At 66.0% G+C, this 19,224-nt stretch carries 16 protein-coding genes and 1 riboswitch; of the genes, 4 read left to right on the top strand and 12 right to left on the bottom strand.

What is annotated here, in order from left to right:
* From PUN71_RS21300 to PUN71_RS21285, 4 genes are all read right to left on the bottom strand, one after another.
* A partial coding sequence (locus PUN71_RS21300; protein WP_277800011.1) for a serine dehydratase beta chain occupies positions 1–332 on the bottom strand: 332 nt, incomplete at its 3' end.
* A 432-nt stretch (positions 333–764) separates the two neighbouring features.
* The gene (gene gcvT / locus PUN71_RS21295; protein ID WP_277800010.1) at positions 765–1,913 is read right to left on the bottom strand and encodes a glycine cleavage system aminomethyltransferase GcvT; all 1,149 of its coding nucleotides are present in this window, start codon (positions 1,911–1,913) and stop codon (positions 765–767) included.
* A gap of 8 nt (positions 1,914–1,921) precedes the next feature.
* On the bottom strand, positions 1,922–4,768 hold the full coding sequence (gene gcvP, locus PUN71_RS21290; protein ID WP_277800009.1) for an aminomethyl-transferring glycine dehydrogenase: 2,847 nt from the start codon (positions 4,766–4,768) through the stop codon (positions 1,922–1,924).
* 188 nt (positions 4,769–4,956) lie between these two features.
* Positions 4,957–5,054, bottom strand: a riboswitch (glycine riboswitch).
* A gap of 95 nt (positions 5,055–5,149) precedes the next feature.
* Positions 5,150–5,686: a TetR/AcrR family transcriptional regulator gene (locus tag PUN71_RS21285; RefSeq protein ID WP_277800008.1), complete on the bottom strand. Its 537-nt coding sequence runs from the start codon at positions 5,684–5,686 to the stop codon at positions 5,150–5,152.
* Between the two features lie 83 nt (positions 5,687–5,769).
* Between PUN71_RS21285 and PUN71_RS21280 the strand changes: the two genes are divergently transcribed.
* Complete coding sequence (locus PUN71_RS21280; RefSeq protein WP_277800007.1) at positions 5,770–7,317, top strand: MFS transporter; 1,548 nt, start codon at positions 5,770–5,772, stop codon at positions 7,315–7,317.
* Between the two features lie 75 nt (positions 7,318–7,392).
* Here the strand turns inward: PUN71_RS21280 and PUN71_RS21275 are convergent, their stop codons facing one another.
* A complete protein-coding gene (locus PUN71_RS21275; protein ID WP_043451386.1) occupies positions 7,393–7,872 on the bottom strand; it encodes a Dps family protein in 480 nt (159 codons plus the stop codon).
* A gap of 221 nt (positions 7,873–8,093) precedes the next feature.
* Between PUN71_RS21275 and PUN71_RS21270 the strand changes: the two genes are divergently transcribed.
* Positions 8,094–9,650, top strand: coding sequence for an APC family permease (locus tag PUN71_RS21270; RefSeq protein ID WP_277800006.1), 1,557 nt, complete (start codon positions 8,094–8,096; stop codon positions 9,648–9,650).
* 56 nt (positions 9,651–9,706) lie between these two features.
* Here the strand turns inward: PUN71_RS21270 and PUN71_RS21265 are convergent, their stop codons facing one another.
* The 7 genes from PUN71_RS21265 to araB all read right to left on the bottom strand — a co-directional run bounded on the left by PUN71_RS21265 (position 9,707) and on the right by araB (position 16,191).
* Positions 9,707–10,258: an AMIN-like domain-containing (lipo)protein gene (locus PUN71_RS21265; protein WP_277800005.1), complete on the bottom strand. Its 552-nt coding sequence runs from the start codon at positions 10,256–10,258 to the stop codon at positions 9,707–9,709.
* Between the two features lie 159 nt (positions 10,259–10,417).
* Positions 10,418–10,720, bottom strand: coding sequence for a DUF4193 domain-containing protein (locus tag PUN71_RS21260; RefSeq protein ID WP_018762118.1), 303 nt, complete (start codon positions 10,718–10,720; stop codon positions 10,418–10,420).
* A 92-nt stretch (positions 10,721–10,812) separates the two neighbouring features.
* Positions 10,813–11,016 (bottom strand): hypothetical protein, encoded by a 204-nt coding sequence (locus PUN71_RS21255; RefSeq protein ID WP_043451381.1) that lies wholly within the window; start codon positions 11,014–11,016, stop codon positions 10,813–10,815.
* 75 nt (positions 11,017–11,091) lie between these two features.
* Entirely contained in the window at positions 11,092–12,066 is a 975-nt protein-coding gene (locus tag PUN71_RS21250) for a LacI family DNA-binding transcriptional regulator (protein ID WP_277800004.1), read from the bottom strand.
* Between the two features lie 92 nt (positions 12,067–12,158).
* Positions 12,159–13,679 (bottom strand): L-arabinose isomerase, encoded by a 1,521-nt coding sequence (gene araA / locus PUN71_RS21245; protein WP_277800003.1) that lies wholly within the window; start codon positions 13,677–13,679, stop codon positions 12,159–12,161.
* Positions 13,680–13,717: 38 nt separating this feature from the next.
* Positions 13,718–14,446 carry an L-ribulose-5-phosphate 4-epimerase gene (locus PUN71_RS21240; protein ID WP_277800002.1) on the bottom strand — a complete coding sequence of 243 codons (729 nt, stop codon included), beginning with the start codon at positions 14,444–14,446 and terminating at the stop codon, positions 13,718–13,720.
* Complete coding sequence (araB, locus tag PUN71_RS21235) at positions 14,443–16,191, bottom strand: ribulokinase (protein WP_277800001.1); 1,749 nt, start codon at positions 16,189–16,191, stop codon at positions 14,443–14,445. The genes PUN71_RS21240 and araB overlap by 4 nt, the downstream gene beginning before the upstream one ends.
* Positions 16,192–16,459: 268 nt before the next feature.
* On the opposite strand from araB, the gene chvE reads away from it, so the two are divergent.
* Positions 16,460–17,587: a multiple monosaccharide ABC transporter substrate-binding protein gene (gene chvE / locus PUN71_RS21230; protein ID WP_277800000.1), complete on the top strand. Its 1,128-nt coding sequence runs from the start codon at positions 16,460–16,462 to the stop codon at positions 17,585–17,587.
* 106 nt (positions 17,588–17,693) lie between these two features.
* Positions 17,694–19,223, top strand: a complete 1,530-nt coding sequence (mmsA, locus tag PUN71_RS21225; RefSeq protein ID WP_043451372.1) for a multiple monosaccharide ABC transporter ATP-binding protein — start codon at positions 17,694–17,696, stop codon at positions 19,221–19,223.
* The last annotated feature ends 1 nt before the right edge of the window (position 19,224 follow it).

Raw genomic sequence — 19,224 nt, 5'->3', positions numbered from 1 at the left:
TCCTTCACCCCGTACGGCAACGGCACCGCCCCGGCCAGGTTCAGCACCCCGGTCTCCGCGATCGAGGCCAGCCGCTCCTCCACCTCTTCCGGCAGGATCAGCTCCGGATGATAGCCCTCCAACCCCAACAGCACCGCCGTCATCGTCCCGTGCCCATGCCCCGTCGCGGCCAACGACCCATACAGATCCACCCGCAACGACACCACAGCCGCGAGCTTCCCCGAGGCCTTCAACTCCTCAGCAAACACAGCAGCAGCCCGCATCGGCCCCACAGTATGAGACGACGAAGGGCCAATACCGATAGAAAACAGATCGAAAACTCCGACTGCCATGACAATTCCTAACTAAAACTCTGGTTCGGGTCACTCTGAGTGGCTGGGGTGCGCGCCTGACCGAATTCCTCCGCGTGCTCGGTCGCGAAGACGCCCGCTAAGCGGACGTGACGCTCCCTTAGACGCACGTCTCCGGAATGCGGCCAGTCGCCAAAGCACGTCACCACAGCGACGCCGCAGCAGGAAACGATGCACCGGGAATTGGTTCGGCCGCCCAAGGGAATTCACGCACCTCGTCCGCCTACTTTCTCAGCCCGGGCCGCTGGCCAAGTCCTCGCGCAACTGAAGCCTCCGCACGAGGGGCCGGCGGAGCCGGACTTTTCGAAAGCGTGCGTCAAAGCGAGGAACGAGCAGCACGCGTGAAAATGTCCGGTCCGCCGGTCCCGAAGGTGAGCCATGGGATTTCGACAAGCTCGAACACCGGCTTTGGGACTACTTGAGGCGCTTGTAGAACGGGAGGTCGACGACTTCGAAGGGCTCTGCCTTGCCGCGGAGATCGATGTCCAGGGCTGTGCCAGGTGCCGAGTGTTCGACGTCGACGTAGGCCATGGCGATGGGGTAGCCGAGGGTGGGCGAGGGCTGGCCGGAGGTGACTTCGCCGACGGCGGCGCCTTCCTTGAGGACCGGGTAGTGGGCGCGCCCGGCGCGCCGGCCCTTGCCTTTGAGTCCCACGAGGCGGCGGCCGGAGGTGCTTCCGGCGCCCGCTTCCTTTTTCGCGGCGAGGGCGGCTTTGCCAACAAAGTCGCCTTCCTTGGAGAGCGCGACGACGGCGCCAAGTCCGGCGGCGAACGGGTCGCCCTGCAGCGACAGTTCGTTGCCGTAGAGCGGCATGCCGGCCTCAAGGCGCAGGGAGTCCCGCGACGCGAGGCCGGCCGGGGCCAGCTCCCCGTCCTCTGTGACGGCGAGCAGTGCCTGCCACAGTGCGGGGGCGTCGTCGTTGTCCACAAAGATTTCGAACCCGTCCTCGCCGGTATAGCCGGTGCGGGCGAGCAGCAGTTCCTTGCCGGTGCCGCCCACCAGGAACGGAACCTCGACGGCGGCGTAGTACTTCAGCTCGGTCACCATCGGGTGCTGCGCGGCCGGGACCAGGCGCAGCAGGAGCTCCTGGGCCAGTGGTCCCTGGACCGCGATGAGGGACGTGCGGCCTGAAGCATCGTCCACCAGTGCATTGAAGCCTGAGGTCCGCTCCAGCAGTTCACGGGCGACCGTCCCGGCGTTGCCCGCGTTGGGCACCACGAGGAAGACGTCGGTGCCGTCTTCGGCCGCCGGACGGCGGTAGACGATCAGGTCGTCGATGATGCCGCCGTCCGGATTGCAGATCAGCGAATACTTCGCCTTGCCCACCGCCATGGCGGAGACCTTCCCCACCAGGGCGTAGTCCAGGAAAGCAGCGGCATCCGGGCCGGTGACCCAGACTTCGCCCATGTGGGAGAGGTCGAACAGCCCCGCAGCCTTGCGGACGGCGTGGTGTTCAGCGAGTTCGGATTCGTACTTGAGCGGCATCTGCCAGCCGCCGAAGTCCGTGAAGGAGGCGCCAAGCTTCTGGTGTTCGTTGTAGAGGGCCGTATATTTCGCGGTCATGGGGTGGCTCAGTTCTCGAACTCGGAAAGCGGTGGGCAGGAGCAGATGAGGTTCCGGTCGCCGGCCGCGCCGTCGATGCGTCCCACGGGCGGGAAGTACTTGTCCTGTTTGTGGTGGGCGGGGAAGGCGGCCTGTTCGCGGGGGTAGGCGCGGTCCCAGTCGGAGCTGACGACGGCGGCTGCCGTGTGGGGTGCGTGGCGCAGGGGTGAGTCCGTCACGGCGAAGTCCCCGTTGGCCACCTGGTCGATTTCCTTGCGGATGCTGATCATGGCGTCGATGAAGCGGTCGATTTCGGCGAGGTCCTCGGATTCGGTGGGCTCCACCATCAGGGTCCCGGCGACGGGGAAGGACAGGGTGGGGGCGTGGAAGCCGAAGTCGATCAGCCGCTTGGCCACGTCCTCGGCCGTGACCCCGGTCTTCGCGGTGAGTTCGCGCAGGTCCAGGATGCACTCGTGCGCCACCAGGCCTCCCTCGCCGGTGTACAGGACGGGGAAGTATTCGTTCAGGCGTGAGGCGACGTAGTTCGCGGCGAGCAGCGCGGACTTGGTGGCCTCGGTCAGGCCCTCGCCGCCCATCAGCTTCACGTAGGCCCACGAAATCGGCAGCACCCCGGCGGAGCCGAAACGGGACGCACTGATCGCGACACCGTGGCCTGCCTCGTGCGCGGCCTTGTTCGCGTCGCCGGGCATGAAGGGTGCCAGGTGCGCCTTGGCAGCGACCGGGCCGACGCCGGGTCCGCCGCCGCCGTGCGGGATGCAGAAGGTCTTGTGCAGGTTCAGGTGCGAGACGTCGCCGCCGAACTGGCCCGGCTGCGCCAGGCCCACCAGGGCGTTCAGGTTCGCGCCGTCGATGTACACCTGGCCGCCTGCGGCGTGGACTGCGTCGCAGACGTCCCGGACATCGCCGTCATAGACCCCATGGGTGGAGGGGTAGGTGATCATGATGCAGGACAAGGCGTCCTTGTTGGCCTCGATCTTGGCCGTCAGGTCATCGTGGTCGATGGTGCCGTCCGCGGCGGTGGCCACGACGACGACCTTCATGCCGGCCAAGACGGCGGAGGCGGCGTTGGTGCCGTGCGCCGAGGCCGGGATCAGGCAGATGTTGCGCTGCTGCTCGCCGCGGGAGTGGTGGTAGCCGCGGATCGCCAGCAGCCCGGCCAGTTCGCCCTGGGAGCCGGCGTTGGGCTGGATGGACACCTGGTCGTAGCCCGTGATCTCCGCGAGGTCCGCTTCCAGGCCCGAGATGAGTTCGCGCCAGCCCTCGGTTTGGGAGTCCGGGGCGAACGGGTGGATGGAGGCGAACTCCGGCCAGGAAATGGCTTCCATTTCGGCGGTGGCGTTCAGCTTCATGGTGCAGGAGCCCAGCGGTATCATGGTGCGGTCGAGCGCCAGGTCCCGGTCCGAGAGCTTGCGGATGTAGCGCAGCAGCTGGGTTTCTGACCGGTGTGTGTTGAACACCGGGTGCTGCAGGTAGTCGGAAGAACGCTCAACGGCGGCTTCGAGGGCAAAGCCGTCCCCGTCGGCGACCTGGGCGCCGAAGATGTCGGCAACCTGGGCGACGACGGCCGCCGTCGTGGTTTCATCCAGGGAGATGCCGACCGTGTCGCCGTCGATGTGGCGCAGGTTGATGCCCCGCGCCTCGGCGTCGGCGACGAGGGCTGCTGCGCGGCCGGGGACGCGCACGGTCAGGGTGTCGAAGAAGCTCCGGTGCAGGACCTCGACGCCGGCAGCGGCAAGTGAGGCCGCCAGGGTGCGCGCGTGGCCGTGCACCGTTCCGGCGATCGCCTTCAGCCCGTCCGGGCCGTGGTACACCGCGTACATGGAGGCGACGATGGCCAGGAGCGCCTGGGCGGTGCAGATGTTGGACGTGGCCTTTTCGCGGCGGATGTGCTGCTCGCGGGTCTGCAGCGCCAGGCGGTAGGCGGGGACGCCGGCGTCGTCCTTGGACACGCCCACCAGGCGGCCGGGCAGCGAACGTTCCAAGCCCTTGCGGACGGCCATGTAGGCGGCGTGCGGGCCGCCGAAGAACAGGGGAACACCGAAGCGCTGGGCGGAGCCCACGGCAATGTCCGCGCCCTGCTCCCCCGGGGGCGTGATCAGGGTGAGTGCCAGCAGGTCGGCGGCAACGGTTACCAGCGCGCCGCGCTCCTTGGCGGCGGCGATAACGCCGGACTGGTCCCAGACGCGTCCGGAGGCGCCAGGCTGCTGCAGCACGATGCCGTTGATGTCGCCCTCGGGAAGTCCCTGGGACAGGTCGGCGACCTCCACCTCGAAGCCCAGCGCCTCGGCGCGGCCCTGGACGATGGCGATGGTCTGGGGCAGCACGTCGCTGTCCAGGACGGTCTTGCCGTCCTTGGCATTCTTGTCCTTGTTGGCGCGGCGCATCAGCAGCACGGCCTCGGCCACGGCGGTGGCCTCATCCAGCAGGGAAGCGTTGGCGATGGGCAGTCCCACAAGGTCCTGCACCATGGTTTGGAAGTTCAGCAGCGCCTCGAGGCGGCCCTGCGAGATTTCCGGCTGGTAGGGCGTGTAGGCCGTGTACCAGGCAGGGGACTCCAGGATGTTCCGGCGGATCACCGGCGGAGTCACGGTGTCGTAGTAGCCCTGCCCGATCATCTGGACGGCGGTCTTGTTTTTCGCCGCCAGTTTACGGAGTTCGGTGAGGACTTCGACCTCGCTGAGGGCGTCCTGCAGGCGGAGGGCGGTCTCCTGGCGGATGACCTTGGGCACCGCCGTGTCCACCAGGTTGTCGACCGTGTCGTAGCCCACGGCTTTGAGCATGGTGTCGACGTCGGCCTGGCGGCGCGCACCGATATGGCGGTCTACGAACGTGGTGGAGGCTGGGGTAACCGACACAAGGAACTCCATTTACTCAGGCGGCGCAGGGTACGCCACAGCTATTCGGGTTCCTCCCCGCTCTGTATTGGACCTGAGAGTTTCCGCGTCCCCTGCCTGGGCAGGACCCGCTTGCACCGTCGGTGAGCACAACAGCCTTTGGCCCCTCCCAGGGGGAAGGATGACTGCCTGCTGCTTTCCAGAGGCGCCTCGCCGCGGCGGTACAGGGGCCTGCGAGATTCCTGGGGAGGATTTGCTCCTACGGCGCCTGCCTGTACTTCCGGCAGAACTCTCCCGCCGCAGATCAAAGGCTATTAAGTTGTGGGTTTCATGACGGCCGGTGACAGCCCTCACAACTCTCCATTGTCCTACGGGGCGGCCCCTCCCGGCAAATGCCGAAACCTACCTGCGAAGCCGTTCCAGCGCGGCCAGCAGTTCCTCAACGTCGGCCGCCCCTCCGCCCTCCGGCGCGGGCGCCACGGACAGCATGGCGTTGAAATACAGCCCGTCACCCATGTACAGCACGGCCTTGGCCAGCCCCGGCCCCACGTCGGCCGCGATTTCGTCCAGCCAGCGCTGCTGGATGGCTGCGAAACGGCGGCGGGTCTCTTCGTGCGCCACTTCGGCAAGCCTGGTGGCGGCCACGATGGCGCGGTCCAGGGGAGTGTCGGCCCAGACGGAAGAACGGATGAAGTATGCCGCGGCGCCCTCGCTGGCCGAGGCCATGGCATCGGCGTCGGCCTTGGCCAGCCCTTCCAGCCGGTCGAGCAGCACGGCGATAAGGGCTTCCTTGTTCGGAAAGTGGTACAGGAGGCCGCCCTTCGACACGCCGGCCTTTCGCGCCACGGCATCGAGGGTGGCCGCGCGCTCCCCCACTTCGATCAGCAGGGACTCGAAGGCATCAAGGACCGCGTCACGGGCTACAGGCTTTCGGGGCATGCTTCCCATCATGCCCGGCATCCGGCAGGAAAGCGGAATGCCGGCGCTTTCAAACTATACCGTCTGGACGGTATAGTTATTTCATGACGACGACCGCACCCACCCCGTTGGAGACCAGCCCGGCCCTCTCCGGCCGGCGTGATTGGGCCGCCCTGGCGCTGCTGATGTTTCCGGTACTGCTGGTGGCAGTGGACAATACGGCCCTGACCTTTGCCCTCCCGGCCATTGCCCGCGCCCTGGATCCGTCCGGCGTGCAGCTGCTGTGGATCGTCGACGCCTACCCGCTGGTGCTGGCCGGGCTGCTGGTATCCATGGGCAGCCTGGGTGACCGGATCGGGCGGCGGAGGCTGTTGATCATTGGCAGCCTGGGCTTCGCAGCCCTCTCAGCCGCAACGGCCTTCGCCCCCACGCCTGAGTGGCTGATTGCCGGCCGCGCAGCCCTGGGATTCTTTGGCGCCATTCTGATGCCGTCCACGCTGTCGCTGATCCGGAATATTTTTCCCCAGCCCAACCGCCGCCGGCTTGCGGTGGCCATCTGGGCCGCGGGATTCTCGGGCGGCGCGGCCCTGGGGCCGATCTTCGGCGGATGGCTGGTGGAGCACTTCTGGTGGGGTGCCGTGTTCCTGGTGGCAGTCCCCCTCATGCTTCCCCTGCTGGCGGGTGGGCCGGCCCTTATTCCGGAATCGAAGGACCCGGCACCAGGAAAGGTGGATATTCCCAGCATCCTGCTCTCCATGCTGGTCATGGTTCCGGTGGTTTACGGCATCAAGGCGCTGGCCACCGAGGGTCCCGGCGCAGCCGGGCTGGGCAGCATCCTCTTCGGCCTGGCCATGGGCGTCGTATTCGTCCGGCGCCAGCACCGGCTGGAGCACCCCCTGCTTGACATGTCGCTGTTCGGGAACAGCGTGTTCAGCATGGCCATCAGCGCCAACATCCTCGCCCTGTTCTCCTTCAACGGCTTCATCCTGTTCCTGGCCCAGCATCTCCAGCTCCTCGAAGGGATGACCCCGTCAGCCGCCGGCGTCGCGATGATTCCGGCACTGGCGGCCACGGTTGTGTCGGGTTTGGTCGTGGTTCCCCTGGTCCGCAAGGTGCGTCCCGGGGCAGTGGTGGCGGCGGGCCTGGCTTTCAGCGCCGCGGGCTACAGCATGGTTGCCTTCGGGAACCACGACGGCGGCCCCGCGCTGCTGCTGGCAGCCCTGCTGGTCCTGGCGCTGGGTGTCGGCACGGCGGAAACAATATCCAACGACCTCATCCTGGGCTCAGCGCCGCCGGAGAAATCCGGGGCCGCTGCTGCGATCTCGGAAACGGGCTATGAGGTGGGATCTCTGCTGGGGACGGCGGTGCTGGGTTCCATCCTGACCGCCTCCTACCAGCAAAACCTGCGGCTGCCCGCAGGGGTGGAGGAAATACTGCCGGGCCCCGGCCTGCACAACGCCAGGGAAACCCTGGCCGGGGCGGTGGAAGCGGCGGCCGGCCTCCCCGCTCCACTGGCGGAGCTGACCAGGGATGCCGCAGCCGCCGCCTTCGACTCCGGCGTGCACATCACCGCGGCGATTGGGCTGGTCCTGATGGCGGCGGCGGCAGTCCTGGCCGCCGTCGTCCTTCGGAGAGTGCCGAAGGCTTCCTAGCCGGGGCAGAAAAAAGCGCCCTTTGCAGGGGGATTGCCCTGCAAAGGGCGCCACGCCGATGGCGGTGGCTGCCGGCTACTTGGAGTCGGCGGCGGTGACCTTGGCGGTCGGCTTCATGTTTTCCGCCTGCACCATCCAGGCGAACTGCTCCAGCCGGGCGATGAACTCGTGCAGCAGGTCAGCCGACGTGGGGTCTTCTTCGTCCACTTCGTCATGGACCTTGCGCATGGTGCCCACGGCGGCCTCCATGGCGGCGACGATCCGCTCGATGGCATCCGTTGTGCTGATCAGTCCGTCGGGGAACTGGGCCAGGCTGGTGGTTTCGGCGACGGTGGAGCTGCGGCCGTCGGGAAGGGCATGCAGGGCGCGCATGCGTTCGGCGGTGTCATCCGCGAACTGGCGGGCGGCGTCGACGATCTCATCAAGCTGCAGGTGGAGGTCGCGGAAGTTGGTGCCCACGATGTTCCAGTGCGCCTGCTTACCCTGCACGTGGAGCTCGATGAGGTCGGCAAGTACGGCCTGCAGGTTGTTGGTCAGTGTCGGTGAAGCTTTCATGCATCCTCCTCTGGTGGTCCAATAAGGCAGACGCTACCAGCCACGGATGGGGTGGCGGCAGGGTATCCGCGAATTTCTCAGTGAGCTTACTAATTCTGAAGATGAGTCATAAACGAATGTGATTCATATTTCATCTTGCATCCGCAGCCCGGCACCCCCATACTAAATGAACGCCATTCATATAGTGACCTCCGTCTCACAGCCTTCCAGAAAGTGGTGCCATGACAGAGACAATCCGCACCAGTACGGCCAAACCCGGTCCGCACGCCCACGCACCGTCCACGGACGGCGTCAGTGCCAAGGGACTCAAGGGCGGGCAGCTCGGGCTCCTGGCCGTCGTCGTCCTCGGCATTTCAACCATTGCCCCCGCCTATACCCTCACCAGCGCACTGGGACCCACCGTCAACGAAGCCGGCCTCCAGTTGCCCGTTATCTTCCTGATCGGGTTCATTCCGATGATCCTGGTTTCGCTCGCCTACCGGGAGCTCAACGCCGACTCCCCCGACAGCGGCACCACCTTTACCTGGGTGACCAAAGCCTTTGGACCCTGGATCGGCTGGATGGGCGGCTGGGGCCTGCTGGCCGCCAACATCATCGTGCTGTCCAACCTGGCCGGCGTCGCCGTCGACTTCTTCTACCTCTTCCTGTCCCAGCTCACCGGTTCCGCCGAACTGGCGGACCTGGCGGACAACAAAGCCCTGAACGTCCTGACGTGCTTCGTCTTCGTGGCACTGGCCGTTTGGGTCAGCTACCGCGGCCTGCACACCACCAAGCTGGTGCAGTACAGCCTGGTGGGCTTCCAGTTGCTGGTGCTTGGCCTGTTCGTCGCCATGGCCTTCGCCAACTGGTCGAGCTCAGAGACGGCCATCCCGTTCAGCTGGGACTGGTTCGACGTCACCAAGATCGAAACCTTCGGGCAGATCGCGGCCGGCATCTCGCTGTCCATCTTCGTGTACTGGGGCTGGGACGTCTGCCTCACGGTCAACGAGGAAACCGCCAACGGCAAGAAGACCGCCGGTGTGGCCGGCACCCTGACCGCCGTCATCGTCCTGGCCATCTACCTCCTGGTCAGCATCGCCACCATGATGTTTGCCGGCGTCGGTGATACCGGCAACGGCCTGAACAACGCGGAAAACCACGAGAACATCTTCACGGCGCTGGCCTCACCCATCATGGGCCCGTTCGCCATCCTGATGTCCCTCGCCGTGCTCTCCAGCTCCGCCGCGTCGCTGCAGTCCACCTTCATGTCACCGTCCCGCAGCCTCCTGGCCATGGCCCACTACGGCGCCCTGCCGGAGCCCTTCAGCCGGATCAGCAAAAAGTTCTCGACGCCGGGCTTCGCCACCATTGCCGCCGGCGTCATGTCCGCGGGGTTCTACGCCGTGATGCACGTGGTCAGCGAAAACGTCCTGAATGACACCATCCTGGCCCTGGGCCTGATGATCTGCTTCTACTACGGGCTCACCGCCCTGGCCTGCACCTGGTACTTCCGCCACAGCCTGTTCAACAGCGTGCGGCACTTCCTGCTCCGGCTGGTGTGCCCGGTGGTGGGCGGCGTGGGACTGTTCGTGGTGTTCGTCCAGACCGCCATCGACAGCCTGGCACCCGAGTTCGGCAGCGGTTCCGAGGTGTTCGGCGTGGGACTGGTGTTCATCCTGGGCATCGGCATCCTGGCCCTGGGCGCCGTCGTCATGCTGGTCATGTCACGCACCCATCCCGGATTCTTCCGCGGCGACACCCTCAAGCGGGACACCCCCGCCCTGGTGGTTCCCGAGTAACCCAGCTGCGAAACAAAGGTGCCGTGCCCCGTCAGGGGCACGGCACCTTTGCGCTTTCACCAGTAGTGTGCGACGTCGACCACCAGGCGGGAGCCTGCCCCGGGTCCGTCAAGGGTGAACACCCGGAACGGCAACCGGGCACGCACGCCCAGGCCGATAGTTGTCTGGCCCTCGAAGCTTCCGGCCCACACCACCTGCCGGAAGGTCTGGTAACCCGAAACATTGGCGAGCCCGGCCTTGTCGGCGGGGGTGTAGGTGGGCTGGCCGTTGTTGTCATAGGCAGGGGCCTTGACGACGACCTGGAGCCGGGCGCCGCCCCGCACAGGCACCACTGCCCCGGAGCCGTCCTGGATCACCTGTCCTACGTAGCGGACGCTGTAGCCGGGTGCGGGCATGCCGCCCAGGTCGACCACCAGCCGGTCGAAGCAGTAATGCTGCCCGGTCCGGACGTTGGTTACGGGCACGCCGCTCATGGCGCCGTCCGTCTTCAGCAGCGAACCCCAGGTGAGTCCGCAGTACGGCGTGGCCGCGGACGCGGGCCCCGCCGCCACAAAACCCAGGCCTGCGGCTAAAAGGATTGCCGCAAGCCAGACGCAGAACTTCTTCATTGCCGTGCCATCCACGAATAGAAGCCATTGGATGTTTCCAGCGTAGGAGTCCCCGAACCGGGAAACGAGGGGGCATTTTGGTAACGACGGCGGCGGGAGACACAACAGCGCCGGCCACCTCCAGGAGGTGGCCGGCGCAGGGAAAATCCAGGAAGGAGCTTAGCCCTCGCAGTCGCGGCAGTACTTCAGGCCGTCCTTTTCGCGGGCAACCTGGGAGCGGTGGCGGACCAGGAAGCACGACGAGCAGGTGAACTCGTCGGACTGCTCGGGAACCACAATGACGGTCAGTTCCTCGTTGGACAGGTCGGCCCCGGGGAGGTCGATACCTTCAGCGGTGTCGTTCTCGTCGACATCGATAACTGCGGTCTGCGCGTTGCCGCTCCGGGACGCCTGGAGGGCCTCGAGAGAGTCAGCAGGCGACTCTTCTTCCTGCTTGCGTGGAGCATCGTAATCGGTAGCCATAGCGTGTTCACTTTCGTTGCTGCACAGCGCCATTTCAGGCACCTCAGTGCAGCAGTTTAGGGCATGATCCCGCTACCGGCGCAATAGTGTGGTCAAGGAGACATATCACCTGGTGCAGGCCCTGTCCGGGCATGCTCGGAGCGGGCATGGCCGGCCCCAACGGACACGCCGCTCAGGGCCGGCAGCCAACCCCACCGGGTGGCGTCGGCCATGGCGCCGGCAGCCTGGGACTCCGATTCGTAGGTGAAGATGTCCAGGGCCCAGCCGCGCAGCCGGGTGAGCAGGTTTGCCGTCATGCCTGAAACGTACGCAGGCAATGTTGTGGGCACGTTTCGTGGCCGTCTCCCCCGGATTAACTCTCCTGCGTTGCCTCAGCCGGCCGGCGGTGCCGTGCTGCTCCGCAGGACGAGTTCGGGTTCCACCACCAGCGTCCGCGGCCCCTCCGGGCCATCCAGCGCCGCGAGCATCATCTGGACGCACTGCCGGCCCAGTTCTTCAAAGTCCTGGCGCACCACCGTCAGCGGCGGGCTGAAGTAGCCGGCTTCCGGCTGGTCATCGAAGCCCACCACCGACACGTCCTGGGGCACCCTGATGCCGGCCTCATTCAAGGCACACAGGACACCCAGAGCCATTTGGTCGTTGGCCACGAAAACTGCGGTCGCGCTGCGCGCAGCAGCAAGACGCCGTCCGATCGTGTAGCCGCTGCCGGCGCTCCAGTCGCCCTCGGTGACAAGGTCGGCGGCAAGTCCCGCGGCCTCCAGGGTGGACCGCCAGCCGTCGGCGCGGGCCACGGCGTCAATCCAGTCCTGGGGTCCCGCCACGTGCCCAATCCGGACATGCCCCTGCCCGATGAGGTGCCGTATGGCCAGTTCGGCGCCGCGCCGCTGGTCCACCCTGACACCACCCACGGTGTCGGTTCCCTCGGGACCCACAGCCACCACCGGAACCCCGATGGGAAGTTCCGCGAGCGCGGCCAGCGTGGCAAGGTGCGGCACGATCACCACGATCCCGTCCACCGACTGGTCCAGGAAATGACCCACGGCGTCCAGGATGGCGTCCCGCCGGACTTCCCGCAGCGCGGCGACACTCACGAAGTAGCCTGCGTCCCGGGCAGCGCGTTCCACCCCCAGCAGCGTATTGGCGGGGCCGTAGTGCGAGAGCTCGCTGCCCAGGACTCCGATGGTCTGAGAGCGCCGGGTGACCAGGCTCCTGGCGGCGGTGTTGCGGCGGTACCCCAGCTCCACGATCGCCGCTTCCACCCTTTCCCTGGTCGCCGTGCTCACGCTGGGGTGCCGGTTGACCACGCGGGACACGGTCTGGTGCGAGACCCCGGCCAGCCCTGCCACGTCCTGAAGCCTCGGCAGCCGCCGCCTGCCGCGGGTCACAGGGTTCTTGCCGTTGGCAGCCGCGGGCGTCCCGTCCTCAGCGGTGGCATGGGTCAGATGCCGCCGGCGAGTTTGTAGTAGGCGGCGTTCCAGTTCAGGTCTTTCTTGAACTGGCGGATGGTGGTGTCTTCGTCGATGGTGAGCAGTTCGGTTTTGGCGATCTCGGCGAAGTCCTCGAAGACGTCCATGCCCACCTGGGTGGAGAGCACGGTGTGGTGGGCGGCGCCGGCGGTGAGCCAGGCGGCGGCGGAGGTGGCGAAGTCCGGCTTCGGTTCCCACAGGGCGCGGGCCACGGGCAGGTTGGGCAGCGGCTGGTCCAGGGGGACGACGTCGACGGCGTTGGCCACCAGGCGGAAACGGTCCCGCATGTCGGACAGGGCGACGACGACGCCCGGGGAGGCATCGGCGTCGAACACCAGCCGGACCGGATCTTCCTTGCCGCCGATGCCCAGCGGGTGGATCTCCAGCCGCGGCTTCGCGGCCGTCAGGGACGGGCAGACCTCGAGCATGTGCGCGCCGAGGATCTTTTCGGAGCCCGGTTCCAGGTGGTAGGTGTAGTCCTCCATCAGGGACGCGCCGCCGGGCAGGCCGGCACCCATGACCTTCGCGGCGCGGACCAGGATGGCGGTCTTCCAGTCGCCCTCGGCGCCGAAGCCGTACCCGGCGGCCATGAGCCGCTGCACCGCCAGGCCCGGAAGCTGCCGGAGCGCGCCCAGGTCCTCGAAGGACGTCGTGAACGCCGCCGAGCCGTTGGCCTCCAGGAAGCTCCGCAGGCCCAGTTCGATCCGGGCGCCGTACCGCAGCGAATCGTGCCGCGCCGCGCCCGCGCGGAGCTCCGGCACCACGTCATAAAGGTCCTGGTACTCGGCCACCAGGGCGTCGACGTCGGACTCCGCGGCGCCGTGCACGGCGTCGGCGAGCTCGTTGACGGACCAGGTGTTCACCGCGACGCCGAACCGCAGCTCGGCCTCGGTCTTGTCGCCTTCGGTGACGGCGACGTTGCGCATGTTGTCCCCGAAACGGGTGAGCTTCAGGCTCCGGACGGCGGCCCACCCGGCGGCGGCGCGCTGCCAGGACCCCACCTGGCGTGCCACCCCGGGGTTGGAGACGTGCCCGACGACGGTCTTCCGGGCGATGCCCAACCGGGACTGGATGTACCCGAACTCGCGGTCGCCGTGCGCGGCCTGGTTCAGGTTCATGAAGTCGAAGTCGATGTCCGCCCACGGCAGGTCGCGGTTGGCCTGGGTGTGCAGGTGCAGCAGCGGCTTGCGCAGCAGGTCCAGGCCGGAGATCCACATCTTGGCCGGGCTGAAGGTATGCATCCAGGCGGTGACGCCGATGACCGAGTCATCCGAGTTCGCCTCCAGCGCGGTGCGGCGGATGGCGTCCGAGTCGGTCAGGACCGGCTTCCACACAATCCGCACGGGCACGGCGGAGGAGGCGTTCAGCTGGTTCGCGATCTCCTGTGACTGCGCGGCCACCTGCTTCAGGACTTCCTCGCCGTAAAGGTGCTGGCTGCCGGTGAGGAACCAGACCTCGTAGCCGTCGAGGGAGGTGTTTGCTGCGGTACTCATGGGTTCTCCTGAAAAGTTATAAGGGGGACGGCGTTGAATTACTGGCCGTAGACGTTCTGGTAGCGGGAGTAGAGCGAATCAATGTGGCTCGGGTCGATGGGCAGGGGTTCGCCCAGTTGCCGGGAAATGTGGACGGTGCGGGCCACTTCCTCGCACATCACCGCAGCCTTCACCGCGGAGCGGGCGTCCTTGCCGATGGTGAAGGGGCCGTGGTTCTGCATCAGGACCGCCGGCGAATTCGAGTTCTTCAGCGTCTCCACGATGCCGTGGCCAATCGAGTCATCCCCGATCAGCGCAAACGGCCCCACCGGAATCTCCCCGCCGAACTCATCGCCCATCATGGTCAGGACGCACGGGATGGCTTCTCCCCGGGCGGCCCAGGCCGTGGCGTAGGTGGAGTGCGTGTGCACCACCCCGCCCACCTCGGGCATGTGCCGGTACACATAGGCGTGCGCCGCCGTGTCCGAGGACGGCGACAGCGGCGGATTGCCCCAGTCCACGGTGCCGCCGCCACCGAGGTTGGTCCCCCTGACGGGGGTGCCGTGCAGGTCGGTCACGATCATTTGCTCCGGCGTCAGTTCCTGGTAGGAGACGCCGGAGGGCTTGATGACCATGAGGTCGGTGCCCGGCACCCGGGCAGAGACGTTCCCTGCCGTCCACACCACCAGTTCGTACCGGGTGAGCTCGGCGTGCAGCGCACACACTTCCCGGCGGATCCTTCCGATGGTTTCCAGGATGACGGCTTCGGCTCCGGTTCCGGCGCTCATGCGGACACCTCGACGGCAGCAGCGCCGGAACCCAGCAGGGAGCCGGCCGCCCTTCGCTGGATGGCCTTGAGCCGGTGCATCACCTCGTTGCCGCCGCGGCCGAAGTAATCGTGCAGCGCCTTGTACTCCTGGAACAGTTCCTCGTAGGCGGCCACGTTTTCCGGGATCGGCGTGTACACCTCGCCGGGTTCGGCACCCATGGCGGCGGCCGCTTCCCGGATGTCCGCGTATTCACCGGCGGCGACGGCGGCGTGGATCGCCGATCCCAGCGCCGGGCCCTGCTCCGAGCCGATGGTGGAGAGCTGCAGCCCCGTGGCATCCGCGTAGATCTGCATCAGGAGCTTGTTCTTGAGCAGTCCGCCGGCCACGATGAACTCCTTGACCGGAACGCCGGCGTCGCGGAAGGCATCCACGATGGTGCGGGTCCCGAAGGCCGTGGCCTCCAGCAGGGCACGGTAGGTGTCCTCGGGCCTTGTGGCGAGGGTCTGGCCCACCACGATGCCGGACAGCTCATGGTCCACCAGCACGGATCGGTTCCCCGAGTGCCAGTCCAGCGCGATGAGGCCGTGTTCCCCGATCGCCTGCCGGGACGCCAGTTCGGTCAGGTATCCGTGGATCCCCAGGCCCGCATCCTTGGCAGCCTGGTGGTATTCGGGCGGGACGCCGTACTTGGTGAACCAGCCGAAGATATCCCCCACCCCTGACTGCCCGGCCTCGTAGCCCCACATTCCCGGCACGATGCCGCCGTCCACTGCCCCGCACATCCCGGGAACTTCGCGCAGTTCCGTGCCGTTCATGACGTGGCAGGTGGAGGTGCCCATGATGGCCACCAGCTGGCCCGCGTCCACAGCCTTCGCCGCGGGGGCCGTCACATGCGCATCAACGTTGCCCACCGCCACGGCGATGCCCTCAGGCAGCCCGGTCCAGGCCGCGGCCTCCGCCGTCAGGGTGCCGGCGGCATCGCCCAGCCGGCCGATGGTGTGCTCCAGCTTGGAACTGACAAAGTCCTTGAAGTCCGGATTCAGGGCGGCCAGGAAATCCTCCGACGGATACCGGCCGTCCTGGTAGATGCCCTTATAGCCGGCAGTGCAGGCATTGCGGACATAGGTGCCGCAGAGTTGCCAGACGATCCAGTCCGCCGCCTCCACCCAGCGGTCCATGGCGGCATAGGCCTCCGGGTCTTCTTCCAGCAGCTGCAGGCCCTTGGCGAACTCCCACTCCGACGAGATCAGGCCGCCGTAGCGCGGAAGCCAGTCCTCGCCCCGTTCGGCGGCGAGCCGGTTGATCCGGTCGGCCTGCCCCTGGGCGGCATGGTGGCGCCACAGCTTTACATAGGCATGCGGCCGGTTCCCGAATCCGGCCACTTCATTCAGCGGCGTACCGTCAGCCTTCACGGGCACCATGGTGCAGGCGGTGAAGTCGGTGGCAATTCCGACGACGGCGGCCGGGTCGATCCCCGCATTGGCCACCGCGGCGGGCACCGCGGTACGCAGGACCTCCCGGTAGTCATTGGGCACCTGCAGCGCCCACTCCCCCGGAAGCCGCGCGCCGTCGTCGCCCGCGGTGTCTTTGGGCAGGACATCGGTCACCACCGCGTGCGGATACTCATGGACGGCGCTGCCGAGCTCCTTGCCGTCACGGACCCGCACCACCACGGCACGGCCCGAAAGGGTCCCATAGTCCACCCCGATGACGCAATGGTCGTGGCGGGGCTCGGAGCTGGAAGTAAACAACGTGTCTGGCATGTGGTTGCCTCCGTCCCGGGAGGCAACGGCCTCATTACCGGGTTTGTAGGGGTCGGGGTCAAGCTGGGTGCTGCAGCAAGTGTGAACGCTAACAAAGAAGAAGTCAATGAAGGCCCGGCATTTTGGAAGGTTCCGGAAGGCCGCTCTTGTTAGCGTTCACAAATCAGTCTATATTGAACCGACACATCAACCATGTGGCCAGGACCACGAGCATCGCTGCTTTCGGGTCCAACAACACTTCGCGGCAGTGCTGCCGCGGAAGGAGATAATGGTGAGAATTAAAAAACTCATGGGCGCGGCGGCCCTTGTCCTCGCCCTGACGGTGGGCGCCACCGGTTGCGGCGCCCGCGGCGGTGCCAGTGAGTCCAGCGGCACGGCAAAGCCGAGCGATTCCTTGGTCGGCATCTCAATGCCCACCCAGACATCCGAGCGCTGGATTGCCGACGGCGCCAACGTGGAAAAGTCACTGAAGGACCTCGGCTACAAGACTGACCTCCAGTTCGCCAACGACGACATCCCCACGCAGGTGTCGCAGATCGAGAACATGCTGACCAAGGGCGCCAAGGCCCTGATCATCGCCGCCATCGACGGCACCACCCTGACCGACGTCCTGGCCAAGGCCAAGGAGCAGAACGTCAAGGTCATCGCCTACGACCGCCTCATCAACGGCACCCCGAACGTGGACTACTACACCACCTTCGACAACTACACCGTAGGCGTCCAGCAGGCCACGTCCCTGCTGACCGGCCTGGGCCTCCTCGATGCCAGCGGCAAGAAAGTGGAGGGCAAGGGCCCCTTCAACATCGAACTCTTCGCCGGCAGCCCCGACGACAACAACGCCAATTTCTTCTGGACCGGCGCCATGGACACCCTGAAGCCGTACATGGATGCCGGCACCCTGAAGGTCCCCAGCGGCCAGACCAAATTTGAGCAGGCCGCCATCCTGCGCTGGCAGGCACCCGTGGCGCAGAAGCGCATGGAGGACATCATCACCTCCGCCTACAGCTCCGGCACCAAGCTGAATGGCGTGCTCTCCCCTTATGACGGCCTCTCGATCGGCATTATCTCGGCCCTGACCAGCACCGGCGGCTACGCCAAGGGAAGCCTGCCCGTAGTCACCGGCCAGGACGCCGAGAAGGGCTCCGTCAAGTCCATCATCGCCGGCGAGCAGTACTCCACCATCTTCAAGGACACCCGCCAGCTCGGCGCCCAGGCCGTCAAGATGGTTGACGCTGTCCTCAAGGGCCAGGAACCGGAAACCAACGACACCAAGACTTACAACAACAAGGTCAAGGTCGTTCCGGCCTTCCTGTTGAAGTCCGTGATCATCACCAAGGACAACTACAAGAAGGAACTGATCGACTCGGGTTACTACAGCGACGCCGACGTCAAGTAGCCGGCGTCGGGGGCTGTGGCCGGACCCTCCGTCCGGCCACAGCCCCTCCCGCAGCCTCCTGCAGCAGCAGCCAGGCCAAGCTTCGACCAGTCAGTGGGAATTGACGATGAACACACCCATTCTTCAGATGCGAGGAATCACCAAGACGTTTCCCGGCGTTAAGGCGCTGCAGGACGTCACCCTGGATGTTAACCGTGGAGAAGTCCACGCCATCTGCGGAGAGAACGGAGCCGGCAAATCAACCCTCATGAAGGTGTTGTCCGGCGTCTATCCACACAACACCTTCGAGGGGGACATCCTCTTCGAAAACGAACCCTGCAACTTCTCCAGCATTTCGGACAGCGAAAAGCGCGGAATCGTGATCATCCACCAGGAGCTGGCCCTGAGCCCGTACCTGTCGATCGCCGAAAACATCTACCTCGGCAATGAACAGGCCACCAATGGATGGGTGGACTGGCGGAAGACCAACCTCGAGGCAGCAAAGCTGTTGGCCCGCGTGGGCCTGGACGAAAACCCGGTCACGCCTGTGCAGCACATCAGCGTGGGCAAGCAGCAGCTGGTGGAAATTGCCAAGGCGCTCTCCAAGGAAGTGAAGCTGCTGATCCTGGACGAGCCCACGGCCGCCCTCAACGATGAGGATTCCGGCCACCTGCTGGACCTGATCCTCCACCTCAAGGGCCAGGGCGTCACCAGTATCATCATCAGCCACAAGCTCAACGAAATCCGCAAGGTGGCCGACGCCGTCACCATCATCCGGGACGGCAGGACCATCGAGACCCTGCGCCTGGACGAAGGCCAGATAACCCAGGAACGGATTATCCGCGGAATGGTTGGCAGGGACCTTGAGAGCCTTTACCCGGACCGCGAGCCGAACATCGGCGAAGAAGTCCTCCGGATCGAGGACTGGTCGGTGCGCCACCCCCAGGACCACACCCGCATGGTGGTCCGGAACGCCAACCTGCATGTCAGGAAAGGCGAAGTGGTGGGCCTGGCCGGGCTGATGGGCGCCGGGCGCACTGAACTTGCCATGAGCGTTTTCGGCCGCACCTATGGCACCGCCACCTCAGGCAAGGTCTACAAGTACGGCGAGGAAATCAATACTGCCACCGTCTCGGACGCGATCCGGCACGGCATCGCGTACGCCACGGAGGACCGCAAGCACTATGGCCTGAACCTCATCGAGGACATCAAGCGCAACATCTCCCTGGCGGCACTGCGCAAGCTCGCCAAACGCGGCTTTGTGGACAAGAACCAGGAAACCGTGGTGGCCAACGGCTACCGGAAGAGCATGAACATCAAGGCGCCTTCGGTTGCCGCCATTACCGGAAAGCTCTCCGGCGGCAACCAGCAAAAAGTGGTGCTGAGTAAATGGATGTTTTCGGATCCTGACGTGCTCATCCTCGACGAACCCACCCGCGGGATCGATGTCGGCGCCAAATACGAGATCTACACGATCATCGCCAAACTCGCGGCGGAAGGAAAAGCCGTGATCGTCATTTCCTCGGAGCTTCCCGAACTCCTGGGAATTTGCGACCGCATCTACACCCTCGCCGCGGGCCACATCACCGGCGAAGTACCCATCGCCGAGGCCACCCAGGAAACCCTGATGCACTACATGACCAAAGAGAAGGAATAGC

The sequence above is a fragment of the Arthrobacter sp. NQ7 genome (genome assembly GCF_029581595.2).
GTDB lineage: Bacteria > Actinomycetota > Actinomycetes > Actinomycetales > Micrococcaceae > Arthrobacter > Arthrobacter phenanthrenivorans_B.
The sequence above is the reverse complement of the archived record's forward strand: the minus strand, read 5'-3'. Positions and strand labels throughout refer to the sequence as shown.